The sequence below is a fragment of the Streptomyces sp. NPDC002309 genome, from assembly GCF_053593375.1.
The window spans coordinates 102,607-126,375 of record NZ_JBSFCI010000011.1; the positions used below are offsets into that span (position 1 = coordinate 102,607).

The 23,769-nt window shown below is 71.0% G+C and carries 21 protein-coding genes and 1 pseudogene; 13 read left to right on the plus strand and 9 right to left on the minus strand.

Annotated features, from left to right (window positions below; genetic code table 11):
* Positions 1 to 96: 96 nt before the first annotated feature.
* Positions 97 to 282: a 50S ribosomal protein L28 gene (rpmB, locus tag ACWCPM_RS12255; RefSeq protein ID WP_003993230.1), complete on the minus strand. Its 186-nt coding sequence runs from the start codon at positions 280 to 282 to the stop codon at positions 97 to 99.
* A gap of 305 nt (positions 283 to 587) precedes the next feature.
* On the opposite strand from rpmB, the gene ACWCPM_RS12260 reads away from it, so the two are divergent.
* The gene (locus ACWCPM_RS12260; RefSeq protein ID WP_450976058.1) at positions 588 to 2,270 is read left to right on the plus strand and encodes a DAK2 domain-containing protein; all 1,683 of its coding nucleotides are present in this window, start codon (positions 588 to 590) and stop codon (positions 2,268 to 2,270) included.
* Positions 2,271 to 2,321: 51 nt separating this feature from the next.
* On the opposite strand, the gene ACWCPM_RS12265 is transcribed toward ACWCPM_RS12260, so the two are convergent.
* Positions 2,322 to 5,279, minus strand: a complete 2,958-nt coding sequence (locus ACWCPM_RS12265) for a tetratricopeptide repeat protein (protein WP_450976059.1) — start codon at positions 5,277 to 5,279, stop codon at positions 2,322 to 2,324.
* Positions 5,272 to 7,119, minus strand: coding sequence for an HSP90 family protein (locus ACWCPM_RS12270; RefSeq protein ID WP_450976060.1), 1,848 nt, complete (start codon positions 7,117 to 7,119; stop codon positions 5,272 to 5,274). Before ACWCPM_RS12270 ends, ACWCPM_RS12265 begins: the two co-directional genes overlap by 8 nt.
* A gap of 188 nt (positions 7,120 to 7,307) precedes the next feature.
* On the opposite strand from ACWCPM_RS12270, the gene recG reads away from it, so the two are divergent.
* From recG to mutM, 8 genes are all read left to right on the plus strand, one after another.
* The gene (gene recG, locus ACWCPM_RS12275; RefSeq protein ID WP_450976061.1) at positions 7,308 to 9,512 is read left to right on the plus strand and encodes an ATP-dependent DNA helicase RecG; all 2,205 of its coding nucleotides are present in this window, start codon (positions 7,308 to 7,310) and stop codon (positions 9,510 to 9,512) included.
* Positions 9,513 to 9,645: 133 nt separating this feature from the next.
* Positions 9,646 to 10,233 (plus strand): 16S rRNA (guanine(966)-N(2))-methyltransferase RsmD, encoded by a 588-nt coding sequence (gene rsmD / locus ACWCPM_RS12280; protein WP_450976062.1) that lies wholly within the window; start codon positions 9,646 to 9,648, stop codon positions 10,231 to 10,233.
* A gap of 26 nt (positions 10,234 to 10,259) precedes the next feature.
* Positions 10,260 to 10,739 (plus strand): pantetheine-phosphate adenylyltransferase, encoded by a 480-nt coding sequence (gene coaD, locus ACWCPM_RS12285; protein ID WP_450976063.1) that lies wholly within the window; start codon positions 10,260 to 10,262, stop codon positions 10,737 to 10,739.
* A 108-nt stretch (positions 10,740 to 10,847) separates the two neighbouring features.
* Positions 10,848 to 11,897: a cell division initiation protein gene (locus ACWCPM_RS12290; RefSeq protein WP_450976064.1), complete on the plus strand. Its 1,050-nt coding sequence runs from the start codon at positions 10,848 to 10,850 to the stop codon at positions 11,895 to 11,897.
* Between the two features lie 131 nt (positions 11,898 to 12,028).
* On the plus strand, positions 12,029 to 12,682 hold the full coding sequence (locus ACWCPM_RS12295) for a YceD family protein (RefSeq protein ID WP_450976065.1): 654 nt from the start codon (positions 12,029 to 12,031) through the stop codon (positions 12,680 to 12,682).
* A gap of 2 nt (positions 12,683 to 12,684) precedes the next feature.
* Complete coding sequence (gene rpmF, locus ACWCPM_RS12300; RefSeq protein WP_003951102.1) at positions 12,685 to 12,858, plus strand: 50S ribosomal protein L32; 174 nt, start codon at positions 12,685 to 12,687, stop codon at positions 12,856 to 12,858.
* A 7-nt stretch (positions 12,859 to 12,865) separates the two neighbouring features.
* Entirely contained in the window at positions 12,866 to 13,813 is a 948-nt protein-coding gene (rnc, locus tag ACWCPM_RS12305) for a ribonuclease III (RefSeq protein WP_450976066.1), read from the plus strand.
* Positions 13,814 to 13,929: 116 nt separating this feature from the next.
* Positions 13,930 to 14,790, plus strand: a complete 861-nt coding sequence (mutM, locus tag ACWCPM_RS12310; RefSeq protein ID WP_450976067.1) for a bifunctional DNA-formamidopyrimidine glycosylase/DNA-(apurinic or apyrimidinic site) lyase — start codon at positions 13,930 to 13,932, stop codon at positions 14,788 to 14,790.
* On the opposite strand, the gene ACWCPM_RS12315 is transcribed toward mutM, so the two are convergent.
* The 5 genes from ACWCPM_RS12315 to ACWCPM_RS12335 all read right to left on the minus strand — a co-directional run bounded on the left by ACWCPM_RS12315 (position 14,763) and on the right by ACWCPM_RS12335 (position 18,792).
* Positions 14,763 to 15,158, minus strand: a complete 396-nt coding sequence (locus ACWCPM_RS12315) for a winged helix-turn-helix transcriptional regulator (RefSeq protein ID WP_450976068.1) — start codon at positions 15,156 to 15,158, stop codon at positions 14,763 to 14,765. The two genes, mutM and ACWCPM_RS12315, sit on opposite strands and share 28 nt — an antisense overlap.
* Positions 15,159 to 15,411: 253 nt before the next feature.
* Complete coding sequence (locus ACWCPM_RS12320) at positions 15,412 to 15,696, minus strand: hypothetical protein (RefSeq protein ID WP_450976069.1); 285 nt, start codon at positions 15,694 to 15,696, stop codon at positions 15,412 to 15,414.
* A 344-nt stretch (positions 15,697 to 16,040) separates the two neighbouring features.
* Entirely contained in the window at positions 16,041 to 16,295 is a 255-nt protein-coding gene (locus ACWCPM_RS12325; RefSeq protein ID WP_450976070.1) for a hypothetical protein, read from the minus strand.
* Positions 16,296 to 17,479: 1,184 nt separating this feature from the next.
* Positions 17,480 to 18,037 carry an AAA family ATPase gene (locus tag ACWCPM_RS12330; protein ID WP_450976071.1) on the minus strand — a complete coding sequence of 186 codons (558 nt, stop codon included), beginning with the start codon at positions 18,035 to 18,037 and terminating at the stop codon, positions 17,480 to 17,482.
* Positions 18,034 to 18,792, minus strand: a complete 759-nt coding sequence (locus ACWCPM_RS12335; RefSeq protein ID WP_450976072.1) for a GntR family transcriptional regulator — start codon at positions 18,790 to 18,792, stop codon at positions 18,034 to 18,036. Before ACWCPM_RS12335 ends, ACWCPM_RS12330 begins: the two co-directional genes overlap by 4 nt.
* Before the next feature lie 194 nt (positions 18,793 to 18,986).
* Here ACWCPM_RS12335 and ACWCPM_RS12340 point away from each other — a divergent pair, with 194 nt between their 5' ends.
* The 4 genes and pseudogenes from ACWCPM_RS12340 to ACWCPM_RS12355 all read left to right on the plus strand — a co-directional run bounded on the left by ACWCPM_RS12340 (position 18,987) and on the right by ACWCPM_RS12355 (position 22,376).
* Positions 18,987 to 19,523: a hypothetical protein gene (locus tag ACWCPM_RS12340; protein ID WP_450976073.1), complete on the plus strand. Its 537-nt coding sequence runs from the start codon at positions 18,987 to 18,989 to the stop codon at positions 19,521 to 19,523.
* Positions 19,520 to 20,947: a replication initiator protein RepSA gene (repSA, locus tag ACWCPM_RS12345; protein ID WP_450976074.1), complete on the plus strand. Its 1,428-nt coding sequence runs from the start codon at positions 19,520 to 19,522 to the stop codon at positions 20,945 to 20,947. Before ACWCPM_RS12340 ends, repSA begins: the two co-directional genes overlap by 4 nt.
* On the plus strand, positions 20,944 to 21,138 hold the full coding sequence (locus ACWCPM_RS12350; RefSeq protein WP_381178468.1) for a helix-turn-helix domain-containing protein: 195 nt from the start codon (positions 20,944 to 20,946) through the stop codon (positions 21,136 to 21,138). Before repSA ends, ACWCPM_RS12350 begins: the two co-directional genes overlap by 4 nt.
* 1 nt (position 21,139) lies before the next feature.
* Positions 21,140 to 22,376 (plus strand): annotated as a pseudogene (locus ACWCPM_RS12355) (tyrosine-type recombinase/integrase).
* A gap of 20 nt (positions 22,377 to 22,396) precedes the next feature.
* Here the strand turns inward: ACWCPM_RS12355 and ACWCPM_RS12360 are convergent.
* A complete protein-coding gene (locus ACWCPM_RS12360) occupies positions 22,397 to 23,737 on the minus strand; it encodes a CAP domain-containing protein (RefSeq protein ID WP_450976075.1) in 1,341 nt (446 codons plus the stop codon).
* Positions 23,738 to 23,769: the final 32 nt, after the last annotated feature.

Genomic DNA, 23,769 nt, shown 5'->3' on the forward strand with positions numbered 1-23,769 from the left:
ACCTGGGGTGGACCGGCTCAAGCAGCGAACCAGCAGTGGCCGCGCGCGTTGGGGGTCCCCCTGTTCCGGCGAAGCCGAGAACTCGGGGGAGGTGCGTCAGCGCGAGACCTTGCCGGCCTTGATGCACGAGGTGCAAGCGTTCACGCGCTTCGGCGTCCCGCCCACCACGGTACGCACACGCTGGATGTTCGGGTTCCAGCGACGGGACGTACGGCGGTGCGAGTGCGAGATGTTGTTGCCGAAGCCCGGCCCCTTGCCGCAGACGTCGCAGTTGGCAGCCACGGGTCACTCCAAAGACTTCAGATGCACTTACGGTTGATCCCGGCATGCCGGGACCGAAATCTTAGGCTCTCGCGAGCCGTCTGAGTTCTGAGTGGCGCTGCCAGGGGAATGGCCCGATCGGGATCGGGCAACCGGAGCAGCATACAACGGCTGCTCCCGTTCAACGAAATTACCATGACCGCTCAGGGCACCGCCCCGCCCTCTTCCGGTGGTCACGGGTCCCGGCACTACGCTGCGTCCCACGTCCAGCAGTCGGACTCCGCGTCCGCGACATTGATCGTCCGGGCAGGTCCTAGGAGGCGCAGGTGCCGCAGACGTTCCTCGATGCCCGCGCGGTGCGCACCTGGTGCGGTCTCGCGCTGGAGGCGCTCGGACGCGCGCGTGAGGAGATCGACGCGATCAACGTGTACCCGGTCGCGGACGGGGACACCGGCACCAACCTGTATCTGACCGTCGAGTCGGCGGCGGCCGCGGTCGAGGCCGTCTTCGCCGCGCACGAGGTCGACGCGGCCGACCCGGGGCGGCCCTCGCTGGCCGAGGCCGCGCAGGCGATGGCCCACGGGGCGCTGATCGGCGCCCGGGGCAACTCCGGCACGATCGTCGCGCAGCTGCTGCGCGGCATGGCGCAGGTGCTCGCCGCCGGCAGTGACGAGACCCACACCGACGAGGAGGGCCTGCGGCGCGCGCTGCGCCGGGCGGCCGACGCCGCCCGCCAGGCCGTGGCACACCCCGTGGAGGGCACGGTCCTGTCGGTCGCCTCGGCCGCCGCCGAAGCGGCCGCTCTGGCGGACGGCGACTGCGGGACGGTCGCGCGGGCCGCCTACGAGGGGGCCCGGACCGCGCTGGCAGCGACCCCGGGGCAGCTGGCCGTGCTGGAGCGCGCCGGAGTGGTGGACGCCGGCGGGCGCGGGCTGGTCGCGGTGCTGGCCGCTCTGGTGGAGACGCTCACGGGGGAGGTGCCGGGAGCGGTCGCGGTCGAGGCACGGCACACGCGTGTGAGTGCGCACCCCGACGACGAGGGCACCGGCGGCCGGACCGAGTGCGCGGACGGCACCGAGGAGGACGGCCCGGCGTACGAGGTGATCTACCTGCTCGAGGCCGGCGACCTCGCCGTGGTGCGGCTGAAGGAGCGGCTCGACGTCCTCGGGGACTCTCTCGTCGTGGTCGGCGGCGACGGGCTGTGGAACGTGCATGTGCATGTCGACGACCCCGGTGCCGCTGTCGAGGCGGGCGTCGAGGCCGGACGGCCGTACCGGATCAGGATCACGCATTTCGGCGCGGACGACGTGCACACGGTGCGGGGCGAAGGACGACCCCGGGAGCGCGTCCAGCGGGCCGTGGTGGCCGTGGTGCCGGGGGAGGGACTGGCCGGGCTGTACGCGGAGGCGGGCGCCACGACCGTGCTGGCGCGCCCCGGGGAGCCACCCGCCAGCGGGGAGCTCGTCGAGGCCCTCCGGCGGGCCCACGCGCGCGAGGTCGTGCTGCTGCCCAACGATCCCGAGCTGCGCCACACGGCCGCCGTGGCGGCCGAGCAGGTCCGCGCCGAGGGCGTCCGGATCTCCATGATCCCCACCCGCTCCGCGGTCCAGGGCATCGCGGCGCTGGCGGTGCACGAGCCGGACCGCCGCTTCGACGAGGACGTCGTGTCCATGACCTCCGCGGCGGGCGCGACCCGCTACGGCGAGGTCGCCCTCGCGGAACGCCAGGCGTGGACCATGGCCGGCATCTGCCAGGCCGGTGACGTCCTCGGGCTGATCGACGGGGACGTGGCCATGATCGGCACGGACGTCACGGGCGTCGCCGCGACCGTGCTGGACCGGATGCTCGCGGCCGGCGGGGAACTGGTGACGCTGGTGCTCGGGGACGAGGCCCCGGAGTCCGTCGCCGAGCACCTGGAGGGCCGGGTACGGGAGGCCTATCTCGCCGTGGACACGGTCGTGTACCGCGGTGGGCGGCAGGGGGCGTTGCTGCTGATCGGGGTGGAGTAGACCGAGGCGGGCCGGAACAGGGCGGTCCGCCGGGTCGCCCGTCGGTGCCCCTCAGTCGTCCAGCCCCTCCCGTACGACCCGCAGCATCTGCTCCGCCTCGGTCTGCCGTTCTCCCGCCCCCTCGTCGTCCTCGGCGGCGTCGGCGTACTCCTCCAGGACCGCACGCGCGCGTGCGGCCGCCTCGCTGCCGCGGCCCAGGTCGGCCGCCAGCCAGCCCGCGGCGAGTTCCGCCCCGGTACGGGCGTGCCGGGCGTCGGCGCCGAGCGAGGCGAACACGGAGACGGCCTCCTCGACCTCCGTCAGGGCCTCCTCGAACGTGGCCCGGATCGAGCCGTCCTCGGCGTCCTCGGCCGACGAGCGGGCGAGCAGGTCGCCGAACTGACGGTGGGTGTGCCCGAGTTCGGCCGTGAGTCGTTGCCGCGACTCCTCGTCCCCCGCGGTGCTCAGGGCGCTGACGCACTCGTGGACGGCCGCCGCCATCAACTCGCGCGCGGCCTCGGTGCCGTCGTCCGTGCGCAGCGCGAGCCACGCGCGGGCGCGCAGGGCGCGGACGAGACCGTGGACGTTGCCCAGGGAGCGCCACAGCTCGCCCGCGCGCGTGTATGCCTGGTCCGCCTCGGCCGGCATTCCGGCGTGCCCCAGGGACTCGGCGGCCAGGTGCGCCAGGGTGGCGTGGTCGTGCTGCTCGGGCCAGTGCCGGGCGGTCTCGGCGGCCTGGAGGCGGCGTTCGGCCGCCGCCCGGTGCTCGCCGAGTTCGCTCAGGCAGTCACCCAGCCACCACTGCGTCTGCACGATCGCGCCGTCGCCGTGCGTCTCCGCACTCAGATCGGGCAACGCCGACTCCAGCACCTCCGCGGCCTCGGCCCACTGGCCCTGCCGCAGCAGGAAGCCGCCGAGCAGGTGCCGTGCCCAGACGCCGAAGGTCGGCCCCTCGCCCGCCTCGTCCGCCCAGTGGGCCGCCTCCAGGGCGTGCTCGGCCGCCTCGCCGGACTGCCCCCGGCCGCCGAGCACCTCCGCGAGCTGAAGGTGCAGCTGGGCCCGTCCGGTGGCCTCCAGGTGCGGTCCGCCGTGCTCCAGGGCCGCCCGCAGCGCCCGCTCGGCCTCGGTGGTGTCCCCGAGGTGCTGGGCGAGACCGGCGAGCCTCGCCTCGTACTCCACCGCGAACCACGGCAGCCCCGCCTCCACGTACGCCGTCGCGGCCCCGGCGAACAGCGCGGCGGCCTTCTCGACGTCACCGTGGTGCACGGCCAGCTCGGCGAGCATCGCCCGCGCCTCGGCCGCCCGCGCGGCCAGCCGGACGTCGTCGGCGCCGTGGCCACCGACGAGCGCCATCACCTCCCGTACGGCCGCCTCGGCCTCCGCCAGGAAGGTCTTCCGGGCGTCTGCGTCCCCGGTCGCCTCGTCGGCCGCGTGCACCCGCCGCATCAGGATCCGTGCCCGGCCCATGAGGACGGACGCGGTCTGCCGTACGCCCGTGCCGTCCTCGGCGTACAGCGCGAGGACCTCGTCGTAGGGCCCGGCCACCGCCTCGACGGCCTCGTCGACGCGACCGGAGAGCGCGCGGACGTACGCCGCACGCGCGCGTGCGGCCAGGGCCTCGCCCGGGTCGCCGGCCGCCCCGTACAGCTCGGCGGCCTGCTCGAAGAGCTCCGCGCCGGCGGGACCCAGGTCCATCGCCTCGTGGTCGGCGATCTCCGCCCGGTCACGGGCGTCCAGCTCGGCTCCCTCGGCGGCCCGCGCCACGGCCGCCCAGGCCTCGACGGCGTTCGGCCGCAGCGTGTCCGACAGCTGCCGCGCCTCGGCCAGCAGCGCCGTCAGGTCCGGCTCCTCGCCGCTCGCGGGGGACGCGGGCGTCACAGGCGCCGTGGCGACCGGACGCGCGGTGTACCCCAGCCGGTCCGAGCGCACCCCCAGCGCGAGCCGTCCCACCAGCGGACGCTGCTCGATACGCGCGCGTACCCGCTCGCTCACGTGCGCCGTGCCGTTGCGCGCGTCGAACCGCGCCGCCAGGCCGAGAGCCTCCGCACGCGCGTGGGCCGCCAGTTCGCGGGCGGACCACGACCGGTCCGCGGGCCCCGGCACGTCCTGGTCGCCGAGCCCCAGCTCGGTCAGCCGGTCCATGAGCAGGGCCACCACGCCCATGAAGTCCATCCGGCTGCGCGGATGCCCGGTGTCGGTGAAGTACGCCGGCCGCTCGGCCAGCAGCTCGAGGCCCCGCGCCTCGTTGCCGGTGAGCGCGCAGAACTCGACATGGTCCGCGTACGCCCCGCGCATGCTCTCCATGGCGCGCACGAGTCGGAACCCCCGCAGATGGTGCGCGCGCGCCTCGTCGAGGCGGCCGAGCCGCACCAGCGGCGTCAGGGAGGACGCCAGGACGGTGTGCGGCTCGTGGGCGCACGCGAACTCGCCGTCCAGGACCGGCGCCCACAGCTCCAGGGCTTCCGCGTCCCGGCCGCGCTCCACCTGCCACCAGCCCTGTCCGTGCAGCTCGCACGCGTGGCAGTCGGCCATGGCGTCGCGGTCGGCCGCCAGCCACGCCTCGTAGGCCCGCTCGGCGCGGCCGGCGTCACCGACGTGCGCGGCCACGCTGAACTCGGCGCTGCGCACGGCCCGTTCGGAGTGCCCGGCGAGGCGGTAGCGGTGCTCCATCTCGCCGAGCCACTTCTCGACGGAGGCCAGCGGGATGTGCGGCTGGTCGAGCATCCCGGCCGACATCCACTTGAAGACCCAGTGCAACGCGTGGGTCTCGTACTCGTCGAAGTCCTCCGGGTGTTCGTCCCACATGCGCAGCAGGCGCGCGAAGGGGACGAACATCTTGTCCTTCTCGGAGCTGTAGTTGTAGACCTTCAGCTGGTGTCCGAGCGCCTCGATCACGGCGAGGGGGACGTTCAGCGTCTCCGCCTGGACGAGCAACTGCTCCGCGCGCGCGTTGCGTGCGGGTCCCTCGGGCTGCTCGGAGTTCTCCGCCATCGCCCGGCGCAGCGCGTCGAAGTCCGTGATCTCACTCATCGGTGACCGTCCCCGGGGAGTCGGAGTCGCTGTGGGTGGCCCATTCCAGCAGGCCGATGAAGGCCCGGTTGAGCAAAGCGGAGTCGGCGGGCCGCAGCGGGCGCTGCGCCATCAGCAGGGCCTGGCCGTACAGCGACTCCGTGGCGGTGCCCACGAGTTCCGGGTCGTTCACGGAACTGATCCGGCGGATCAGCGGGTTGAGGTGGTTGAGCACCAGACGCGCGCGGGGGGCGCTGCCGCGCAGCGAGCCCAGGATGCCCGCCCACAGGCCGTCCGCCTCCTCCTCGGCCGCCGCCCGGGCCTGCTCGTGCCGGGCCGCCCGGTCGTCCAGGTGCAGCGCGGGCACGGACAGCGGGTGGAAGGCGCGCAGGACGACGTCGCAGCCCAGCGGGTCCAGCTTGGCCCGCGCCGCGGCCAGGAAGCCCGACAGCGCCAGCTCCTCGGCCGGGTCGACGGCGTCCAGGTGCGCCGTCACGGTGTCCGCGTCCAGCTCGGCGACGACCGTGCCCGGACGCACCGACGGCAGCGCCTGGACCAGCTCGCTGTCATAGGTGTAACCGCCGTTGACCACCCCGACGCCCTGCGCGGAGGCGATCGGGGCGACCTGCCGGTACTCCTCGACCGTGCGCGTGAAGTGCACCACCGGGTGGCGCAGCGCGAACTCCTCCAGCGACAGCTGCCCGTCCGTCGTCTCGAAGGGCAGCCACGGCAGCATCGTGCGCAGCATCTCCGTGTCGTGCCGCGCCAGGGACTTCACGCCCAGGTGGTGCACCGACAGGAAGGCCGCGAGCCGCTCCGGGTCACCGGCGGCGAGACCCGTCAACCAGGACCGGATCCTTTCGCCCAGGGCGTCCCGTACCGCGGCCAGCGTCTCGTCCTCGTACAGCGACTCGCGCGAGGCCGTCGGGCGCAGGCTGTCGGTGTCGAGCACACAGCGCACGAAGAACGCCCAGTCGGGCAGCAGCTGCTCGGCCCGCTCGGTGAGCAGCATGCCCTTCAGGTGGACCCGGTGCCGCGCGCGCTGCGCCGGACTGACCGCCGAGGGCAGCACGTAGGCCACCCCGCGGATCCCGGCGAGCGGGACGTTCAGTTCGATCGCGTCCAGCGGGGTGAAGCCGAACAGGTCGTGGCAGTGCCGGGCCAGGGCGACCCGCCGGGTGCTGGGGGAGGGGTAGGGCCGGTCCCAGGGCGCGGGCAGGTCGGTGACCTCCTCGTCGCCCACCCGCACGTCGTAGGGCAGCAGCGAGCCGAAGTCCCGCGCCAGCGCCAGGACGCGCCGTTCGGTGAGCCACTCGCCGGCGCCCGCCCGCGCCTCCAGGTACACGGTCGTGCCCGGTTCGGGCCGGGCCGTGTCCGGCAGCGTCCGCACGGTGTACGAGCCGTCGTCCGTCGCCGTCCACTCCACGGGACGGGCATCGGGCGTACGGGCGCTGCGGCTGACGACCCGGATCCGCTCCGCCACCACGAAACAGGCGAGCAGGCCGATGCCGAACTGCCCGAGGAACTCGGCGCGCACCTCCTGGATGCCGTCGGCCCGCTTGGAACTGCGCCCGATCGTCGCCAGCAGTTCGTGCACATCGGTCTCGGTGAGGCCGATGCCGGAGTCCTCCACCCGCAGGGCGCCCTCCTCCGCGTACAGCCGCACCCGCGCCGGGGCGTCGGGCTGCTCGGCACGGCGCGCGGTGATGGCGTCGACCGCGTTCTGCAGCAGTTCGCGCAGGTAGACCTTGGGGCTGGAGTAGAGGTGATGGGAGAGCAGGTCCACCAGCCCGCGCAGATCGACCTGGAACGTATGAGGTGAAGGGGAGGCCTGTGATGCCTGTGAGGTCTGGGAGTCCATCGTCACGGCGCCGGTGGGGGGAGCGCTTCGGCGCGGGGTCGGGCGGTCCCGGTGAGGCGGTGACCGCGAAAGGATGGCCGGAACGCGCCATCCTAGAGCCGGAGCGAACCGCCTGACCAGGGATTTCCCAAGACGTATACGGATCCGCCGCCGAGGCCTGTGGGCCGTTGTCAGTGCCGTGGTGTGCAATGGATCTCGTGCCCGCACTGGACGAACCACTGAAGAAGGTGCTCGGCCCCGCCACCGCCAAGGTGATGGCCGAGCACCTCGGCCTGCACACCGTCGGCGACCTGCTGCACCACTACCCGCGCAGATACGAGGAGCGGGGCCAGCTCACCCACCTCGCCGACCTCCCCATGGACGAGCACGTCACGGTGGTCGCCCAGGTCGCCGACGCGCGCCTGCACAGCTTCGCCTCCGCCAAGGCGCCCCGCGGCAAGGGCCAGCGTCTCGAAGTGACGATCACGGACGGCAGCGGCAGGCTCCAACTGGTCTTCTTCGGCGCCGGAGTGCACAAGCCCCACAAGGAACTGCTGCCGGGCACCCGCGCGATGTTCGCGGGCAAGGTCTCCGTCTTCAACCGCCGGCTGCAACTGGCGCATCCGGCGTACGAGTTGCTGAAGGGTGACACCGAGGAGGCGGTCGACACCTGGGCGGGCGCCCTGATCCCGATGTACCCGGCCACGGCCAAGCTGGAGTCCTGGAAGATCGGCAAGGCCGTCCAGACCGTGCTGCCCAGCGCCCAGGAGGCCCTCGACCCGCTCCCGGAGTCCCTGCGCGAGGGCCGTGGCCTGGTCTCCCTCCCCGAGGCCCTGCTGCAGATCCACCGCCCGCACACCAAAGCGGACATCGCCGCCGCACGTGACCGCCTCAAGTGGGACGAGGCGTTCGTCCTCCAGGTCGCCCTGGCCCGCCGCAGGCACGCCGACGCCCAGCTCCCGGCGGTGCCCCGCAGCCCCGCCCCGGACGGCCTCCTCGCGGCCTTCGACGACCGCCTGCCCTTCACCCTCACCGAGGGCCAGCAGAAGGTCTCCCGGGAGATCTTCGACGACCTGGCCACCGACCACCCGATGCACCGGCTGCTGCAGGGCGAGGTCGGATCGGGCAAGACGATGGTCGCCCTGCGTGCCATGCTCGCCGTCGTCGACGCGGGCGGGCAGGCCGCCCTGCTCGCGCCCACCGAGGTGCTCGCACAGCAGCACCACCGGTCCGTCACCGAGATGATGGGCGAGCTGGCCGAGGGCGGCATGCTCGGCGGCGCGGAGCACGCCACCAAGATCGTGCTGCTCACCGGCTCGATGGGGGCCGCCGCCCGCCGCCAGGCCCTGCTCGACCTGGTCACCGGTGAGGCCGGCATCGTGATCGGCACCCATGCGCTGATCGAGGACAAGGTGCAGTTCCACGACCTCGGCCTGGTCGTCGTGGACGAACAGCACCGCTTCGGTGTCGAGCAGCGCGACGCCCTGCGGGGTAAGGGCAAGCAGCCGCCGCACCTGCTGGTCATGACCGCCACCCCCATCCCGCGCACGGTCGCCATGACGGTCTTCGGCGACCTCGACACCTCCGTCCTCGACCAGCTCCCGGCGGGCCGCTCCCCGATCGCCAGCCATGTCGTCCCGGCCGCCGACAAGCCGCACTTCCTCGCCCGGACCTGGGAGCGGGTACGCGAGGAGGTCTCCCAGGGCCATCAGGCGTACGTCGTCTGCCCCCGTATCGGCGACGAGGAGGACGACCCCAAAGCCGCGCAGAGGAAGAGCCCCGAGGACGAGGCGGAGAAGCGTCCGCCGCTCGCCGTCCTGGACATGGCCGCCCAGCTCGCTGCCGGCCCGCTCCAGGGGCTCGGCGTCGAGGTCCTGCACGGCCGTATGCAGCCCGACGACAAGGACGCCGTGATGCGCCGGTTCGCCGCCGGCGAGACGGACGTGCTGGTGGCCACGACGGTCATCGAGGTCGGTGTGAACGTGCCGAACGCCACCGCGATGGTGATCATGGACGCCGACCGCTTCGGTGTCTCGCAGCTCCACCAGCTGCGCGGCCGTGTCGGCCGTGGCTCAGCCCCCGGACTCTGCCTGCTGGTCAGCGAGATGCCCGAGGCGAGCGCGGCCCGGCAGCGCCTGAACGCGGTGGCCGCCACGCTCGACGGCTTCGAGCTCTCCCGCATCGACCTCGAACAGCGCCGCGAGGGCGACGTCCTGGGCCAGGCCCAGTCCGGCGCCCGCACCAGCCTGCGGGTGCTCGCCGTCATCGAGGACGAGGAGATCATCGCCGAGGCCCGCGAGGAGGCCGCGGCCCTGGTCGCCGCCGACCCCGATCTCGCCGGCCTGCCCGGCCTGCGCACGGCACTGGACGCCCTGCTGGACGAGGAGCGCGAGCAGTACCTGGAGAAGGGGTGAGCGCGGCTCACCAGGGGCGCGGGGAACCGCGCGACCAGCCACGACGGAGCCGCGGACGCCCACGACGGAACGCACCCCCTGCGCCCGCCTGCCAGACTGAACCCGTAAAGGCCCCCACGACCAAGGACCCGAGATGACCCGCGTGATCGCCGGCGCGGCCGGCGGACGCCGCCTGGCCGTTCCGCCGGGGACCGGCACCCGCCCCACCTCCGACCGCGCCCGCGAGGGCCTCTTCTCCACCTGGCAGTCCCTGCTCGGCGGCCCGCTGGACGGCGAACGCGTGCTCGATCTCTACGCGGGCTCCGGCGCCGTCGGCCTGGAGGCGCTCTCCCGTGGCGCCGGCCACACCCTGCTGGTCGAGGCGGACACCCGGGCAGCCCGTGTCGTCCGGGAGAACGTGCACAACCTCGGCCTGCCCGGCGCCGAGGTCAAATCGGGCAAGGCGGAGCAGATCATCCGCACCTCCCCGCCGGGCGAGCCGTACGACCTCGTCTTCCTCGACCCCCCGTACGCGGTCACGGACCACGATCTTCGCGAGATCCTGCTCACACTCCGCACGGAGGGGTGGCTCGCGGAGGAAGCCCTCGTCACCGTGGAGCGCAGCACCAGGGGTGGCGAGTTCGGGTGGCCGGAGGGTTTCGAAGCCCTGCGTACCCGCCGTTACGGTGAGGGAACGTTTTGGTACGGTCGCGCCGCCTCCACGTGCGAAGACGCACCATGACCGGACCTGAGAGCGAGGGATCTCAAGTGCGCCGAGCCGTCTGTCCCGGGTCGTTCGACCCGATCACCAACGGTCACCTGGACATCATCGCCCGCGCGTCCCGCCTCTACGACGAGGTCTATGTCGCGGTGATGATCAACCAGTCGAAGAAGGGCCTCTTCGAGGTCGAGGAGCGGATCGAACTGATCCGCGAGGTCACCGCCGACTACGGGAACGTGCGGGTCGAGTCCTTCCACGGCCTCCTCGTCGACTTCTGCAAGCAGCGCGACATCCCGGCCATCGTCAAGGGCCTGCGGGCCGTCAGCGACTTCGACTACGAGCTGCAGATGGCCCAGATGAACAACGGCCTGTCGGGCGTGGAGACCCTCTTCGTGCCCACCAACCCCACCTACAGCTTCCTGTCGTCCTCCCTGGTCAAGGAGGTCGCGGCCTGGGGCGGCGACGTCTCCCACCTGGTGCCGCCGACGATCCTGGCCGCCCTCACCGAACGCCTCGGCAAGCGCTGATCCCGCAGGCCCCGGCCGGCCCCGTCATCCGGTGTCCCGCGAGCACTTCATGGCCGTACAGTCGTTCCGTCCGTCTCCAACACAGCTGTAGAGAGTGGCGAGCAACCGGTGGACGTACAGAAGAAGCTCGACGAGATCGTGGCGACGGTCTCCACCGCCCGGGGCATGCCCATGTCGGCCTCGTGCGTGGTCAACCGCGCCGAACTGCTCGCCCTGCTGGAAGAGGTGCGCGCGGCGCTGCCCGACTCCCTGGCCGAGGCCCAGGAGTTGATCGGCGGCCGTGAGCAGATGGTCGAGCAGGCCCGCCAGGAGGCGGACCGGATCATCCAGGGCGCGCACACCGAGCGCGGCTCGCTGATCTCCGACACGGAGATCGCCCGCCGCTCCCAGGCCGAGGCCGACCGGATCCTCGCCGAGGCCGGCAAGGAGGCCGAGGAGGTCCGCGCCGAGGCCGACAACTACGTCGACTCCAAGCTCGCCAACTTCGAGGTCGTCCTCACCAAGACCCTCGGCTCCGTCGGCCGCGGCCGCGAGAAGCTGCTCGGCACCGGCCCCGGCCTCGACGAGCAGGGGTACGAGGACGAGGACGCCCCCGAGCGCAGCCACGACCCGGAGACGCTGCGCCGCACCGCCGACGAGTACGTCGACATCAAGCTCGGCGCCTTCGAGGCGGTCCTCGCCAAGACCCTGGAGGCGGTGGGCCGCGGCCGCCAGACCCTGCACGGCCGGATCGCCAGCGACGACCTGGGCTCCCTGGACACCGGCACCGTCCAGCACAGCAGCGACGCCGACTACCTCGCCGACCTCGCCGCCATGGCCGACGCCCCGGCCGAGTCCGCGCAGCAGCCCCAGCAGCCGGTGATGCCGTCCCAGCAGCCCTACGCGCCCCAGGACGCCTACGCCTACCAGCAGTCGCCGCAGCAGCAGGACCCTTACGGCTACCAGCAGCAGTACGCGCAGCAGGACCCGTACGGCTACCAGCAGGCCGATCCGTACGCCGCGTACCCGCAGCAGCCCGGCTACGATCCGCATCAGAGCCAGGGGCACGCCGGCTATCAGCAGCAGCCGCAGGCGCTCGACGAGACCAGTCTCTTCGACACCAGCATGATCAGCGCGGAGCAGTTGCGGGCCTACGAACAAGGCCGCGGCAACGGCTGAGACCTCCGATTGGGCTGTCGGCGAAAGGTCCAGTATCCTGGCTCTTCGGTCGCGTGTACGCCCGCGATCCATGCTGCCCACGGACACCGCGGGGCGGCGTCCCCAGCGAGTTCACAAGATCGAAAGCAGGAATGGCTCTGAACGCCCGCCTCGACCACCGCAACCCTCTCGTGTTCGACACGCATGAGCTGGGACGGCGTCCTGGTGCGCAGCAGCGCCTGACCCGCACGGTCGACGCCCCGAAGGACCTCGGTCTGAAGGACGTCATCGGAGTGCCGGAAGGCGCGCCGGTCGAGCTCGACCTCCGTCTGGAGTCCGTCATGGAGGGTGTGCTCGTCACAGGCACCGCCCGTGCACGGGCCGAGGGGGAGTGCGTAAGGTGTCTGGAGCCGGTCGAGCAGCAGCTCGAAGCGGACTTCCAGGAGATGTTCTCGTACCCTGACGCCGACGACCGGGGCCGCGTGATCGCGGAACCGGGCGACGACGCCGAGGACGACGAGGGCAGGCTCTTTCTCGAGGACGGCATGTTCGACCTTGAGCCCGTGCTGCGTGATGCGGTGGTGCTCGCACTGCCGATGCAGCCGGTGTGCCGGGAGGACTGCCCGGGTCTGTGCTCCGAGTGCGGAGCACGGCTCGCGGACGACCCGGACCACCACCACGACGCCGTCGACATCCGTTGGGCGGCTTTGCAGGGACTCGCCGGTCCACTCGGAGACGGCGAGAAGGACGAGATGAGCGGCGGCGCGCTTCCATCAGCGCCCGTCGACGAGAAGCAGGAGAAGTAGCCGTGGCTGTTCCGAAGCGGAAGATGTCGCGCAGCAACACGCGCCACCGCCGGTCGCAGTGGAAGGCTGCGGTCCCCACCCTGGTTGCGTGCGAGCGCTGCCACGAGCCCAAGCAGCAGCACATCGCGTGCCCGTCTTGCGGCACCTACAACAAACGCCAGGTCCTCGAGGTCTGAGCGGCTGGTGAGAGGCACTGTGTCCACACCGAAGAAGCAGTCTTCCCGCGCGAGCGGGGGTGGACCGGACAACCAGGCCTCGTCCCACACGCTTCTGGAAGGGCGGCTCGGCTACAAGCTCGAGTCCGCCCTTCTGGTGCGCGCGCTGACGCACCGTTCCTACGCGTACGAGAACGGCGGTCTGCCGACGAACGAGCGGCTGGAGTTCCTCGGGGACTCCGTGCTCGGTCTCGTCGTCACCGACACGCTGTACCGCACCCACCCCGACCTGCCCGAGGGCCAGTTGGCCAAGTTGCGGGCCGCGGTGGTCAACTCGCGTGCGCTGGCGGACGTGGGGCGGACGCTCGATCTCGGCGCCTTCATCCGGCTCGGCCGCGGTGAAGAGGGCACGGGCGGCCGGGACAAGGCATCCATTCTCGCCGACACCCTGGAAGCGGTGATCGGCGCGGTCTATCTCGACCAGGGCCTGGACGCGGCGGGGGAACTGGTGCACCGCCTGTTCGACCCGCTGATCGAGAAGTCCTCCAATCTGGGCGCCGGCCTGGACTGGAAGACGTCCCTCCAGGAGCTCACCGCGACCGAGGGGCTCGGCGTTCCCGAGTACCTGGTCACGGAGACCGGTCCCGATCACGAGAAGACCTTCACCGCTGCCGCCCGCGTCGGAGGCGTCTCGTACGGCACCGGCACCGGCCGCAGCAAGAAGGAGGCGGAGCAGCAGGCCGCCGAATCCGCCTGGCGGTCCATCCGCGCGGCCGCGGACGAGCGTGCCAAGGCCGCCGCGGCCGCGGGCGCCGGACCGGCCGTCGACGCGGTCCCGGTCGACGGTGCCTCGCCAAGCGAGGCCGCTGCCGCGGAAGCCCTTGGGGCGGCGCCTGCCGGTCAGGCTTCCGAAGCCCCGGCCTCCACGGCCGCCGTGGACGGCGACGGCACGGACGCCCCCTCGGCGTCGGGCTGATCCGCCCCGGCGGGACAGCGTCCCGTGGAAGCACGGGAGAAGAGCAGACCCGAGCGCCCGCCCCAGCCCCGGGGCGGGCGCTCGGCTCGTACGACGGCAGGGAACGGGGAGGCGCGATGCCCGAGTTGCCCGAGGTGGAGGTCGTCCGGCGCGGCCTGGAGCAGTGGGTCGCCCACCGGAGCGTCACCGAGGTCGAGGTGCTGCACCCGCGTGCCGTGCGCCGTCACGTCGCCGGTGCCGACGACTTCGCGCACCGCCTGAGAGGCCATGAGGTCGGCGTCCCGGGCCGGCGCGGCAAGTACCTGTGGCTGCCGCTGGAGGACACCGGCCAGGCGATCCTGGCCCACCTCGGCATGAGCGGCCAGCTCCTCGTCCAGCCGCACGCGGCGCCCGACGAGAAGCATCTGCGCATCCGCGTCCGGTTCTCCGACGCCCTCGGCACCGAGCTGCGCTTCGTCGACCAGCGCACGTTCGGCGGCCTCTCCTTGCACGACACCACCCCCGACGGCCTGCCCGACGTCATCGGCCACATCGCCCGCGACCCGCTGGACGAGCGATTCGACGACGAGGCGTTCCACCAGGCGCTGCGCCGCAAGCGCAGCACGATCAAACGGGCCCTGCTGGACCAGTCGTTGATCAGCGGCGTCGGCAACATCTACGCGGACGAGGCCCTGTGGCGCTCCCGTCTCCACTACGACCGCCCGACCTCCACCTTCACCCGCCCCCGCACGCTCGAACTCCTCGGCCACACCAGGGATGTGCTGAACGCGGCCCTGTCGGTGGGCGGCACGAGTTTCGACAGCCTGTACGTCAACGTCAACGGCGAATCGGGCTACTTCGACCGCTCGCTGGACGCGTACGGACGCGAGGGGCTGCCGTGCCGGAGGTGCGGCACGGCGATGCGCCGGCGTTCGTGGATGAACCGGTCCAGCTACTACTGCCCGACGTGTCAGCGACCGCCGCGGATCTCGTCGTAGCGTTCCCGGGCGGCGAGCACGTCGTCCATCCGCCCCTCCAGATGACGGATGAGCTCCAGCAGGCGCTCGGTGACCCCCCGCCCGAGGGGCGTCAGCTCGTAGTCGACGCGCGGCGGGTTGGTCGGCTGGGCTTCGCGGTGCACCAGGCCGTCGCGCTCCAGCGCGTGCAGTGTCTGGGAGAGCATCTTCTCGCTCACCCCGTCGACCCGGCGCCGGAGCTCGTTGAACCGCAGCGACCCCTCGTGCAGCGCGCCGAGCGTCAGCGCCCCCCAGCGTCCCGTCACGTGCTCCAGCGTGCCCCGGGAGGGACACGCCTGGGAGAACACGTCGTACGGCGGGTTCTGCTCCGGCGCGGGCTCGGCGGTCATACCCGCAGCGTACGCGCGCACAGCGCTCACCGACAGACGGCGCTTACCGATGGCAAGCGCCGGGCTGGATCAGTAGCCGAAGAAGTGAAGGGCCGAGTCTCTGACCTGCGGCCGTGCAATCGATCAACGCTGCGACCTGCGACTTAGCTGTCGCTGGTTGTCAGCGTTGGTCGTCGCTGAGCACCCTCCGACGGCCCCCAGACGGCCCGGGCCGTCATGAACCAAAGGCGTCCGGTGTCCAGCCCGCATGCCACTACAGACCGCGTAGTGCCTCGTACAGATCGTCGTAGGCTTCCCAACAGTCGATGCTGCCGTCGTCGTACAGGCTGCCCATGTACCAGTCGTCGTCATCGACGGGCTTCACGAGGCACAGGCCGTGGAAGCCGAGAATGATCTCTGGATACAGCACCTCGTGGGCTCCGGCGCCGGCCACCCACTTCACCGCCCGGTTCGGATCCAGCGCGACAGCCTCCCGGTCCCCAGATACATCGCGGATCTGCTGGAGGGTCCAGCCTGGGGGTAGTTGCGCGTCTGCCATCCCCGGATGATCTCACCCGGCAGGTGCGGACCACCGCTTTAGGAGCGAGGTGGGGCAAGAGTCTGCGTGACCTGCGGAAGAAGCGCTCCGGCGGACGTCGGGTACGCGCCCTGCTGGCGCCTGCCGTTCCCCGTGGCTCCCCGCTCGTTCTGGCACGGTTGTGGCACGGGGAGCATCTGATCCGTAGCTCTAAAGAGATCGGTCATCAGCGGTCATGCAGGCTGCCTGAAGGGTACTGATGGGCACTGCCGGGCGTAGTCGGTTGCTGTGGTTGCGGTACTTCGCTGCTGTACCGCCGTCTCGGAGCCTCCCTCAGGCGGGCACACGGCGGGCAGAGCGGGTGTTCAGTTCCCGGCATCCTGCTTGTGCGCTCTGCGACGTTTCGGCCGCGGACGGATGTGGTCGAGGGCCATGCCGACAAGCGTCACCCCGCCGATGATCAACATCAGGATGGAGGCGACGCGGTACATGCCGGTTCCATAGAGCGACTCCCCACAGGCCCAGAGAAGGCTGACACAGAACATGATCTGGCCGGCGATTCTCCGAATGCGCGGAGTCGTCATGTCTGCTCCCAAGTCCGATGCGCTTTCGGCAGGCATTATAGGAGTGTGCCATGAGGGAGCGGACCGGATTGCGCCCCTCTCGATGCGAACTATCGGCAGGGCGGTCACTGAGGGTCGCTGGCCTGGTTGGGGGGTCCATGAAGGCTGCTGCGGGATGACTACGGTCGTGCTGGTTGCTGTACTCCGCTGCTGTACCGCAGAAACCTGGCCACCGTCTTGATCATGCAGTCAGCATGGACTGAGCTCGGCATGGTCAGCACCTGCGATGCCACCACGACAACTCCGAATCTGTCATTGGGTCGTGGTGCGTTCGCCTGAGCAGCACCGCGTCCAGGCGCTTGATCTGTCCTTGGAGTTCGGTGGCTGCTCTCGGCGGCAGCATGAACAGAACCTCTTGCAGCTTGTCCCGAGCCCAGCCTTCGCCGCAGCACGGGCAGGTGAACTCGTCCTCCCACGGCCTCCATCGGCGCTTGGTGCCGTGAACGCGAACGGACCACACGCTTAGCGCCACTGACACGATGCCCGGAGACAACCGCTCCCGTTCGAGCACGCGGACGGCGGCATTTGCTGCTCCCGACAGACCGGGGACATCGCGATACCGCACCCACGGTCTTCCCCGGCCGCGTTCCCGCCGTCGAAGTGAACCTGCTGTTCTACGAGGCACGGCCCCATCGGATGCCAGTCATAAGAGGCATCTTCCCACAGCCCAAGATCGGCCGGGCAGAAGGTGAGTGCACCTGTCCTCTGCCCCAACCCACCACTTACCCCAGCTTCCATCCCGTCCGCCGTCGACCCACACACCGTGGAGCAGGCGTGGTTCAGGGGCGTCAAGGTGGAGCGCGCAACTGTACGAACGACCTTGACGCCCCTGGGCCGCGTCTGCTCGGCTCTGCCTGGGTCGACGGTGGACGGGATGGAAGCTCCCCGCGCACGCCACGACGGACTTGCGGCCGGGAATGGCGCCCCCTCCATCCCGGTGCCGGCCGATCCCCCGCCGGAGGCATCGCCTTGACCGCAACCCGCTCTATGCGGTGATCGACTCATGGCCACACGGCCCTATCCACATGTGGGCGCGCGTCGGCGCAGCGCGGGCGGAGCGGGCCGAAGGCAGGAGCGTCGCCCGCGGCGGAGCCGGGAGCGCGCCCGGCGGAGCGCAGCGCAGCCGGCTTGATGAGGTAGAGAAACCTGTAACCCGGCATGGATGGCCTTGTTGCTCCGGGCTACGGGCGAGCCTGCTCCGATTGGAGGGTCTTCAGAACCGACTCAGGTTCGCCGCTATAGACGATGTGTGGTTCGCCGGGCTCTGGGGCCACGAATCGTGACCGGTAGCGGATCAGGTCGCTTTCGGCGAAGTAGATCGAGTTCGGGTCATCCTCGTGTCCGGCATTGCGCTTGCTCACGCGGGACCACAGCTCTTCGTGGCTGGCCTCAAGGTAGATCACCACCGAGATCGCGCCACCTTCGGTCGCAACCGATCGCCAGTAAGCGCGGTCTTCCGGCGTCCAAAAGCCATGATCCACCACCACATCGTGCCCAGCCTGGAGCTGGTCACGGAGCTGGACCGCGGTCTCTTCGAGGATCGGCCGCTCAAGAGTCGGGAACGTCCCTCGTGGGAAATCGACCCCGTACACCCCGTGGCGGCGGAACATCTCCTCGTCCGGGCAGAGCCTGACGAATCCACGTGCTGTCAGAGCACGGGCCAAAGTCGTCTTGCCTGAGCCGGGAAGACCTGCCATAAGGACGCAGAACGGTTGGCGCGTGCCATCGGTGGTTGTCACGGGGTGACTTCCGATGCCGTCTGCCACGCCCGGCCGGGGCCGCCAAGGTCGACGCCGAACTCCACAACGATGCCTTGGCTGTCGATGAACTTTGCGGTCATCACGACCACAGGGTCCTGCGGTGGCTTCGCGGGGTCCAGCTCCAAGAGCTTCGCATCCTCTGAGGTCAGCAGCCGCGCGGACGCGGTGTCGAACCGATGCGTGATCGGATTGCCGGTTTCCTGCGCGATGAGCTGGAGCGACGTTCCCCCGGTCAGCCGCTCACTACTCGTGAGTTGTGGGATCAGCTCTCCGTATCGCACGGGAATCCACGATGTTGAGTGCGCGACGATGCCGTGCCGGTCGCGGTAGACCCGGCTTCGACGGATCACGCTGGAGCCTGGCTTGAGGTCGAGTGCTTGTGCCACCTCCGCGGGCGCCGGCACAACCGAGGCCTTATGCGAGTCGGACCGTTCACCGGTTCCCCAGCTGGAGCCGGTCCGACGTCCTCGGTCCTGGCGCTGGGCCCCTGACGACATGGGCGCAGGCCGGTCCAGTACCTCGGTTCCGATTCCGTGAATCCCCCGAACGAGGCCCTCGGTACGCAGCTTCCGCAACGCCTTCTCGGCAGTCGCGCTGCTGACGCTCCACTCCTGAGAGAGGGTCTTGATGCTCGGCAGAAGCGAGCCCGGCTGTAGTTCGCCGGACGTGATCAGTTCCGCGTAGTGGGCGGCAATCTGCGCGTAGGGCGCTCGATTGTCGGCCTGGTCTGCCATCGCGTCTGCTCCCTCGTCTCAGTTGGCTGCATCCCTAGCGTACCCCTTGACACCCTAAGGTGCCCTAGGGAACCTTAGGGATGTACCCGCTACGTGATTGAGCGAGGTCCGGCACCAACTACGCCTGCCCAGGGGCGGCGCTCAACCGCCAAGAAGAACCGCCGCCCCTGGCTCCCTCGAAGGGAAGTCCCATCATGCCCGCAACTCTGGTTGCTGAGCACGTCGCTGCGGTCGCCTTATCTGCGCCGTCCGTCTCGGTGGAAGAGCTGTCGGACTGTGAGCGCGCGGTCGCGCTGTACGCGTCGGACATGCCCGCCCGCTACCGGAGCAGTCGGGGAGACCTCGACCGGCTGACCTTCTGGGTTCTCCAGGGCGTCATGCGTCTGGGCCTGGATGAGCTGTACCGCTCGGCCGCGTACGCCTACGGCTACCGGCTGCTGTGGGCGGCTGGCTCGGCCACCCCGGAGCAGGACGCGGCGCACGCTCACCGGTTCCCGTCCGCTGCTCGGCTGGACCGAGCCGAGCGCGTCGCCGCCCTGCTCACCTTCCGCTCCGAGATGACCCCGGAAGCCAGGAAGCGCGGCGGTCGCCCGCGGGTCGAAGGCGCCTGCCACTGCGCGGGTACCGGCTGGATCCCCTTCGACATGGGGGACGGCACCGAAGCGCATCAGGCGTGCCCCGGTCACAACCCTGAGGGGCGTATGTCGATGTACGCGGGGGTGTCCGCGTGACGGTCTTCCCCGTCCCTCCGGAGGCCGTGGCCGGTGCTGCGGCCTCCATCGGCGTCGACCCCGTAACCCTGGCCGACCTGCTGCGGGTCGCCAACGCGCCCGGCTTCGACCGGTGGCAGGAACAGGTCAGCCGTACCGGCGGCTGCGCGCACCCGATCCGCATCCAGGGCCAGACCGTCACCCGCGACGCGAAGACCGGTGACGTCCTGTACTCCTACAGCACCGAGCAGGAGCCGGGCGGCACGCTCCGCGTGGCCTGCGGCAACCGCCGTGCCTCGCGCTGCCCGGCCTGCGCCTGGACCTACGCCGGGGACACCTATCACCTGATCCGTGCCGGGATCACCGGCGACGAACGCAAGGACGTGCCCGCGACGGTGCGGGATCACCCCCGCGTCTTCGCCACCCTGACCGCACCCTCGTTCGGCCCGGTTCACAACCGCCCCGACTCCGGACGCTGCCGCTGTGGCGCCCAGCACGCTGACGCTGATCCAGCGCTCGGTACGGCACTCGATCCGGCCTCGTACGACTACGCGGGGTCGGTGCTGTTCAACAACTTCGCCGGGGATCTGTGGCGGCGCTTCACCATCTACCTGCGCAGGGAGATCGCCGCTCGCGCCGGCCTGACGCAGTCGGCGCTGCGGGAGGTGTGCCGGGTCTCCTTCGGTAAGGTCGCCGAATTCCAAAAGCGTGGGGCCGTGCACTTCCACGCCGTGGTGCGCCTCGACGGCCCGGCCGGTCCCGACTCGGCTCCGCCACCGTGGGCCACGGTCGCTCTGCTGGACGGAGCGATCCGTGCCGCTGCCGGGCGCGTCTCGGTACCGGTGCCCGCGTCCGGCGACTTCCCCGCGCGGCTCCTGCGCTGGGGTTCCCAGGTCGACGTACAGGCCATCGGCGCACTGGGCCACGAGGAACTGACCGAGCAAGCCGTGGCCTCCTACGTGGCCAAGTACGCCACCAAGGCGGCCGAGACCACCGGCACAGTGGACCGCCGGATCGGAGAGCTCTCGGAACTCGACAAGCTGCCGTTGCCCGCGCACACCCGACGCCTGATCGAAGCGTGCTGGGTGCTTGATGACGCATACCCGGAACGGCTGTTGGCGCGGTGGGCTCACATGCTCGGCTTCCGCGGCCACTTCTCGACCAAGTCCCGCCAGTACTCCACCACCCTCGGCACCCTGCGCCAGGCGCGCGCCGACTTCCGCGCCCGCCAGGAACGCAGGGAACGGGGACTCTCCGAGGACCTCGACGACTCGGAGGGCTCCACGCTCGTGCTCGCCCACTGGACCTACGCCGGGCAGGGACACACCCCCGGTGAGTCCTGGCTCGCCGCCTCGATCGCTCGGGACCTGCGTCTGAACCGCGAGACGGCACGTGACGCACTCGCGGATCTGCATGACAGCGACGACACGGAGGCGTGGACATGAGGCGCGCGCTGCCCGACCGCTACCTGACCCCGGTCGACCTGGCCGACCTCCTCGGCGTCCCCGTCGAGACCGTCTACCAGTGGCGCCGCAAGCAGACCGGACCGCGCGGCTTCCGCGTCGGCCGGCACCTTCGCTTCGACCCTGAAGACGTCCGCGTCTGGGTCGAGTCCCAGATGGAAAGGGCCGCCTGAGATGGCCGGACACGTCCAAGACCGTTGGTACAAAGTCGAGACCGACTCCGACGGCAAGACCGTCAAGGCCAAGACCGACCGCTTCGGCGTCGGCATGCGCTACCGCGCCCGGTACGTCGGCCCGGACGGTTCCGAGAAGTCCAAGAGCTTCCCGGACAAGCAGAAGCGCAAGGCGGAACAGTGGCTCGCCAACATCGAGGCCGACATGTCGCGCGGTGACTACGTGGATCTCCGGGAAGGTCACGTTCGAGCAGTACGCCACCGGGTGGATGGCAACGCAGATCACCGACCCGTTGACCCGTGAGTCTGTAGAGAGTCGGCTACGGCTCCACGCGATCCCGCACCTGGGCACTCGGCCGATGAGTTCGTTCACGCCCTCCCATCTGCGCCTCTGGCTGCGCACGCTGGAGGAGCGGGGGCTCTCGGCCGGCTACCGGCGCGGCATCTTCGCCCACGTCTCGACGGTGTTCACCGCGGCCGTCGAGGACCGGATCATTCGCGTCAATCCGTGTAGCGCACGCTCGGTCAAAGCTCCTCGACTTGAGCCGCGCAAGGTCAAGCCCTGGTCAGTCGGCAGGGTCACGGCAGTTCGCGCCGCCTTGCCGGACCGCTATCAGGCCCTGGTGAACGTCGCGGCTGGCCTCGGCCTGCGGCAGGGAGAGGCCTTCGGCCTGGCGGTGGAAGACGTCGACTTCCTCGGCGGTGTCGTGCATGTCGTGCGGCAGGTCAAGTTGCTGCAACGCCATCGGGCGGTCTTCGCTCCGCCAAAGAGCGGGCGAGAGCGCGACGTTCCTCTACCCCAGTCAGTCGCCTTCGCGTTGGCCGGTCACCTAAAGCGGCACCCGGCGACGAGGATCACCCTGCCGTGGAAGACCCTCGACGGTCCGCCGGTCACGGCCTCGCTGCTCTTCATCAGTGCCGAGGGCCTGGCACTGAATCGCAACCGCTTCAATGACCGCGTGTGGCGGCCAGCTCTCCGAACGGCCGGCGTCGACCCTGAGCGCAGCAACGGCATGCACGCCCTGCGGCACTTCTATGCCTCGGTGCTCCTGGACGCGGGGGAGAGCATCAAGGCTCTCAGTGAGTACCTGGGCCACCACGACCCCGGTTTCACCCTGCGCACGTACACGCACCTGATGCCGTCGAGTGAGACGCGGACCCGGGCCGCCGTGGATCGCGTCTTCGAGAATGAGGAGCTGTCCGGGGACGGCCCGGAGGCGGCCCCAGGGGCTTCCTAGCCCCTTGACCTGCGGTTATCTCAGTAGCCGAAGTTCTGTGTCCACCAGGGGCCGCCCGAGCCGAACTGCACGCCGACGCCGAGTGTCTTGAAGTCGCAGTTCAGGATGTTGGCCCGGTGGCCGGGGCTGTTCATCCAGGCTTCCATGACGGCTGCCGCGTCCGCCTGGCCCCGGGCTATGTTCTCGCCGCCGAGGTTGCCTATGCCCGCTGCCTCGGCCCGGTCCCAGGGGGTCCTGCCGCTCGGGTCGGTGTGGTCGAAGAAGCCCTGCTCGGCCATGGCCTCGCTGTAGTCCCCGGCCAGGTCCGCGAGCGCGCTGTTCCCGGCCAGCGGGCTGCACCCGGCCTTGGCGCGTTCGTCGTTGACCAGCCTGAGCACCTCGGTCACCGCGGCCGTCTCCGGGGAGGTCTCCGGCGGGTTGGTCTCCTGCGTCGGCACCTCCGTGGGGGTGCGGGACGGCGTGGTCTTCGGCGCCGGCTTCTTCTGCGACGGGGTGGTCGACGGCTTCTCGGAGGGGGTTTCCGGCGCCGGTGCCGCGGTGGTCGGCCGGGCCGACGGGGCCGAGGAGGACGGCGACGCGCCGCGCTCGGCGTAGGCGCCGCCGGTCGACGGGTCGCCGTCGAGGCCGCCGGCCTCCACGGCGCCGGAGGTGCCGCCCTGCAGGGCCTCGGTGTTGCTCTGCGTGTCCCCGGACTGCACCTTGTCGGCGCCGCCCCCGCCCAGGGTGTACGTGTCGCCGCCGGGCAGGACGCCGGCGGCGACCGCGACGGTGCCGATGGCCACCGCCGCGGAGACCCCGAGCAGACCGTTGCGGACGGGCGCCATGTTCTTCTTCTTGCGGTGGTGCGAGCGGTGCGAGCCGCCGTTCCGGTTTCCGCCGTCGGGGCGGAAACCGTCCGGGCCGTCACCGTCCAGCCGGTAACTGTCCAGGTGATAGCTGTCCGGGCCGTAGCCGTCCAGGCCGTGGCCCTCGAAACCGTGACCCTGGAGGCCATGACCGTCGAGGCCGTGCCCCTCGTGGCCCCGGTCGTCGAAGGTCGGGCTGTCGTGGCCGCCGAAGGTGTGACCGCCGGTGCCGTTGCCGACGGGGCGGCGTTCCTCGGCCATCGGGAAGCCGACCGTGCCGCCGCCGGGCACGGTGTCGGGGACCGCCGAGGTGTACGGGTCCTCCGGGGCGAAGAGGTAGGCATCGCTCCTGGACACCGTCTCGGCGTACGCCTCGGGGTTCAGGTACGGGGCGATGCCCCGCACGGAACCGGCCTCGGGCGTGTGCTGCGGGTCGAGGCCCCCCACGTAGGAGCCGTGCGGCTCGTGGTCCCCCGTGGTGGCGCGGCCGGCGTCGGAGCGTCGGTGGCGTCCCATGTGATGGCCTTCCTCGGTCTCGCGGTCGACTC

Excerpts from the sequence above, each read along its gene's own strand:
- ACWCPM_RS12340 (WP_450976073.1), top strand. The coding sequence starts at position 18,987 with ATGCCCGCAACTCTGGTTGCTGAGCACGTCGCTGCGGTCGCCTTATCT.
- mutM (WP_450976067.1), top strand. The coding sequence starts at position 13,930 with ATGCCCGAGTTGCCCGAGGTGGAGGTCGTCCGGCGCGGCCTGGAGCAG.
- ACWCPM_RS12320 (WP_450976069.1), bottom strand. The coding sequence starts at position 15,696 with ATGGCAGACGCGCAACTACCCCCAGGCTGGACCCTCCAGCAGATCCGC.
- ACWCPM_RS12270 (WP_450976060.1), bottom strand. The coding sequence starts at position 7,119 with ATGGACTCCCAGACCTCACAGGCATCACAGGCCTCCCCTTCACCTCAT.
- ACWCPM_RS12350 (WP_381178468.1), top strand. The coding sequence starts at position 20,944 with ATGAGGCGCGCGCTGCCCGACCGCTACCTGACCCCGGTCGACCTGGCC.
- recG (WP_450976061.1), top strand. The coding sequence starts at position 7,308 with ATGGATCTCGTGCCCGCACTGGACGAACCACTGAAGAAGGTGCTCGGC.
- ACWCPM_RS12335 (WP_450976072.1), bottom strand. The coding sequence starts at position 18,792 with ATGGCAGACCAGGCCGACAATCGAGCGCCCTACGCGCAGATTGCCGCC.
- ACWCPM_RS12360 (WP_450976075.1), bottom strand. The coding sequence starts at position 23,737 with ATGGGACGCCACCGACGCTCCGACGCCGGCCGCGCCACCACGGGGGAC.
- ACWCPM_RS12325 (WP_450976070.1), bottom strand. The coding sequence starts at position 16,295 with ATGCCTGCCGAAAGCGCATCGGACTTGGGAGCAGACATGACGACTCCG.
- ACWCPM_RS12295 (WP_450976065.1), top strand. The coding sequence starts at position 12,029 with ATGGCTCTGAACGCCCGCCTCGACCACCGCAACCCTCTCGTGTTCGAC.
- ACWCPM_RS12265 (WP_450976059.1), bottom strand. The coding sequence starts at position 5,279 with ATGAGTGAGATCACGGACTTCGACGCGCTGCGCCGGGCGATGGCGGAG.
- ACWCPM_RS12315 (WP_450976068.1), bottom strand. The coding sequence starts at position 15,158 with ATGACCGCCGAGCCCGCGCCGGAGCAGAACCCGCCGTACGACGTGTTC.
- rsmD (WP_450976062.1), top strand. The coding sequence starts at position 9,646 with ATGACCCGCGTGATCGCCGGCGCGGCCGGCGGACGCCGCCTGGCCGTT.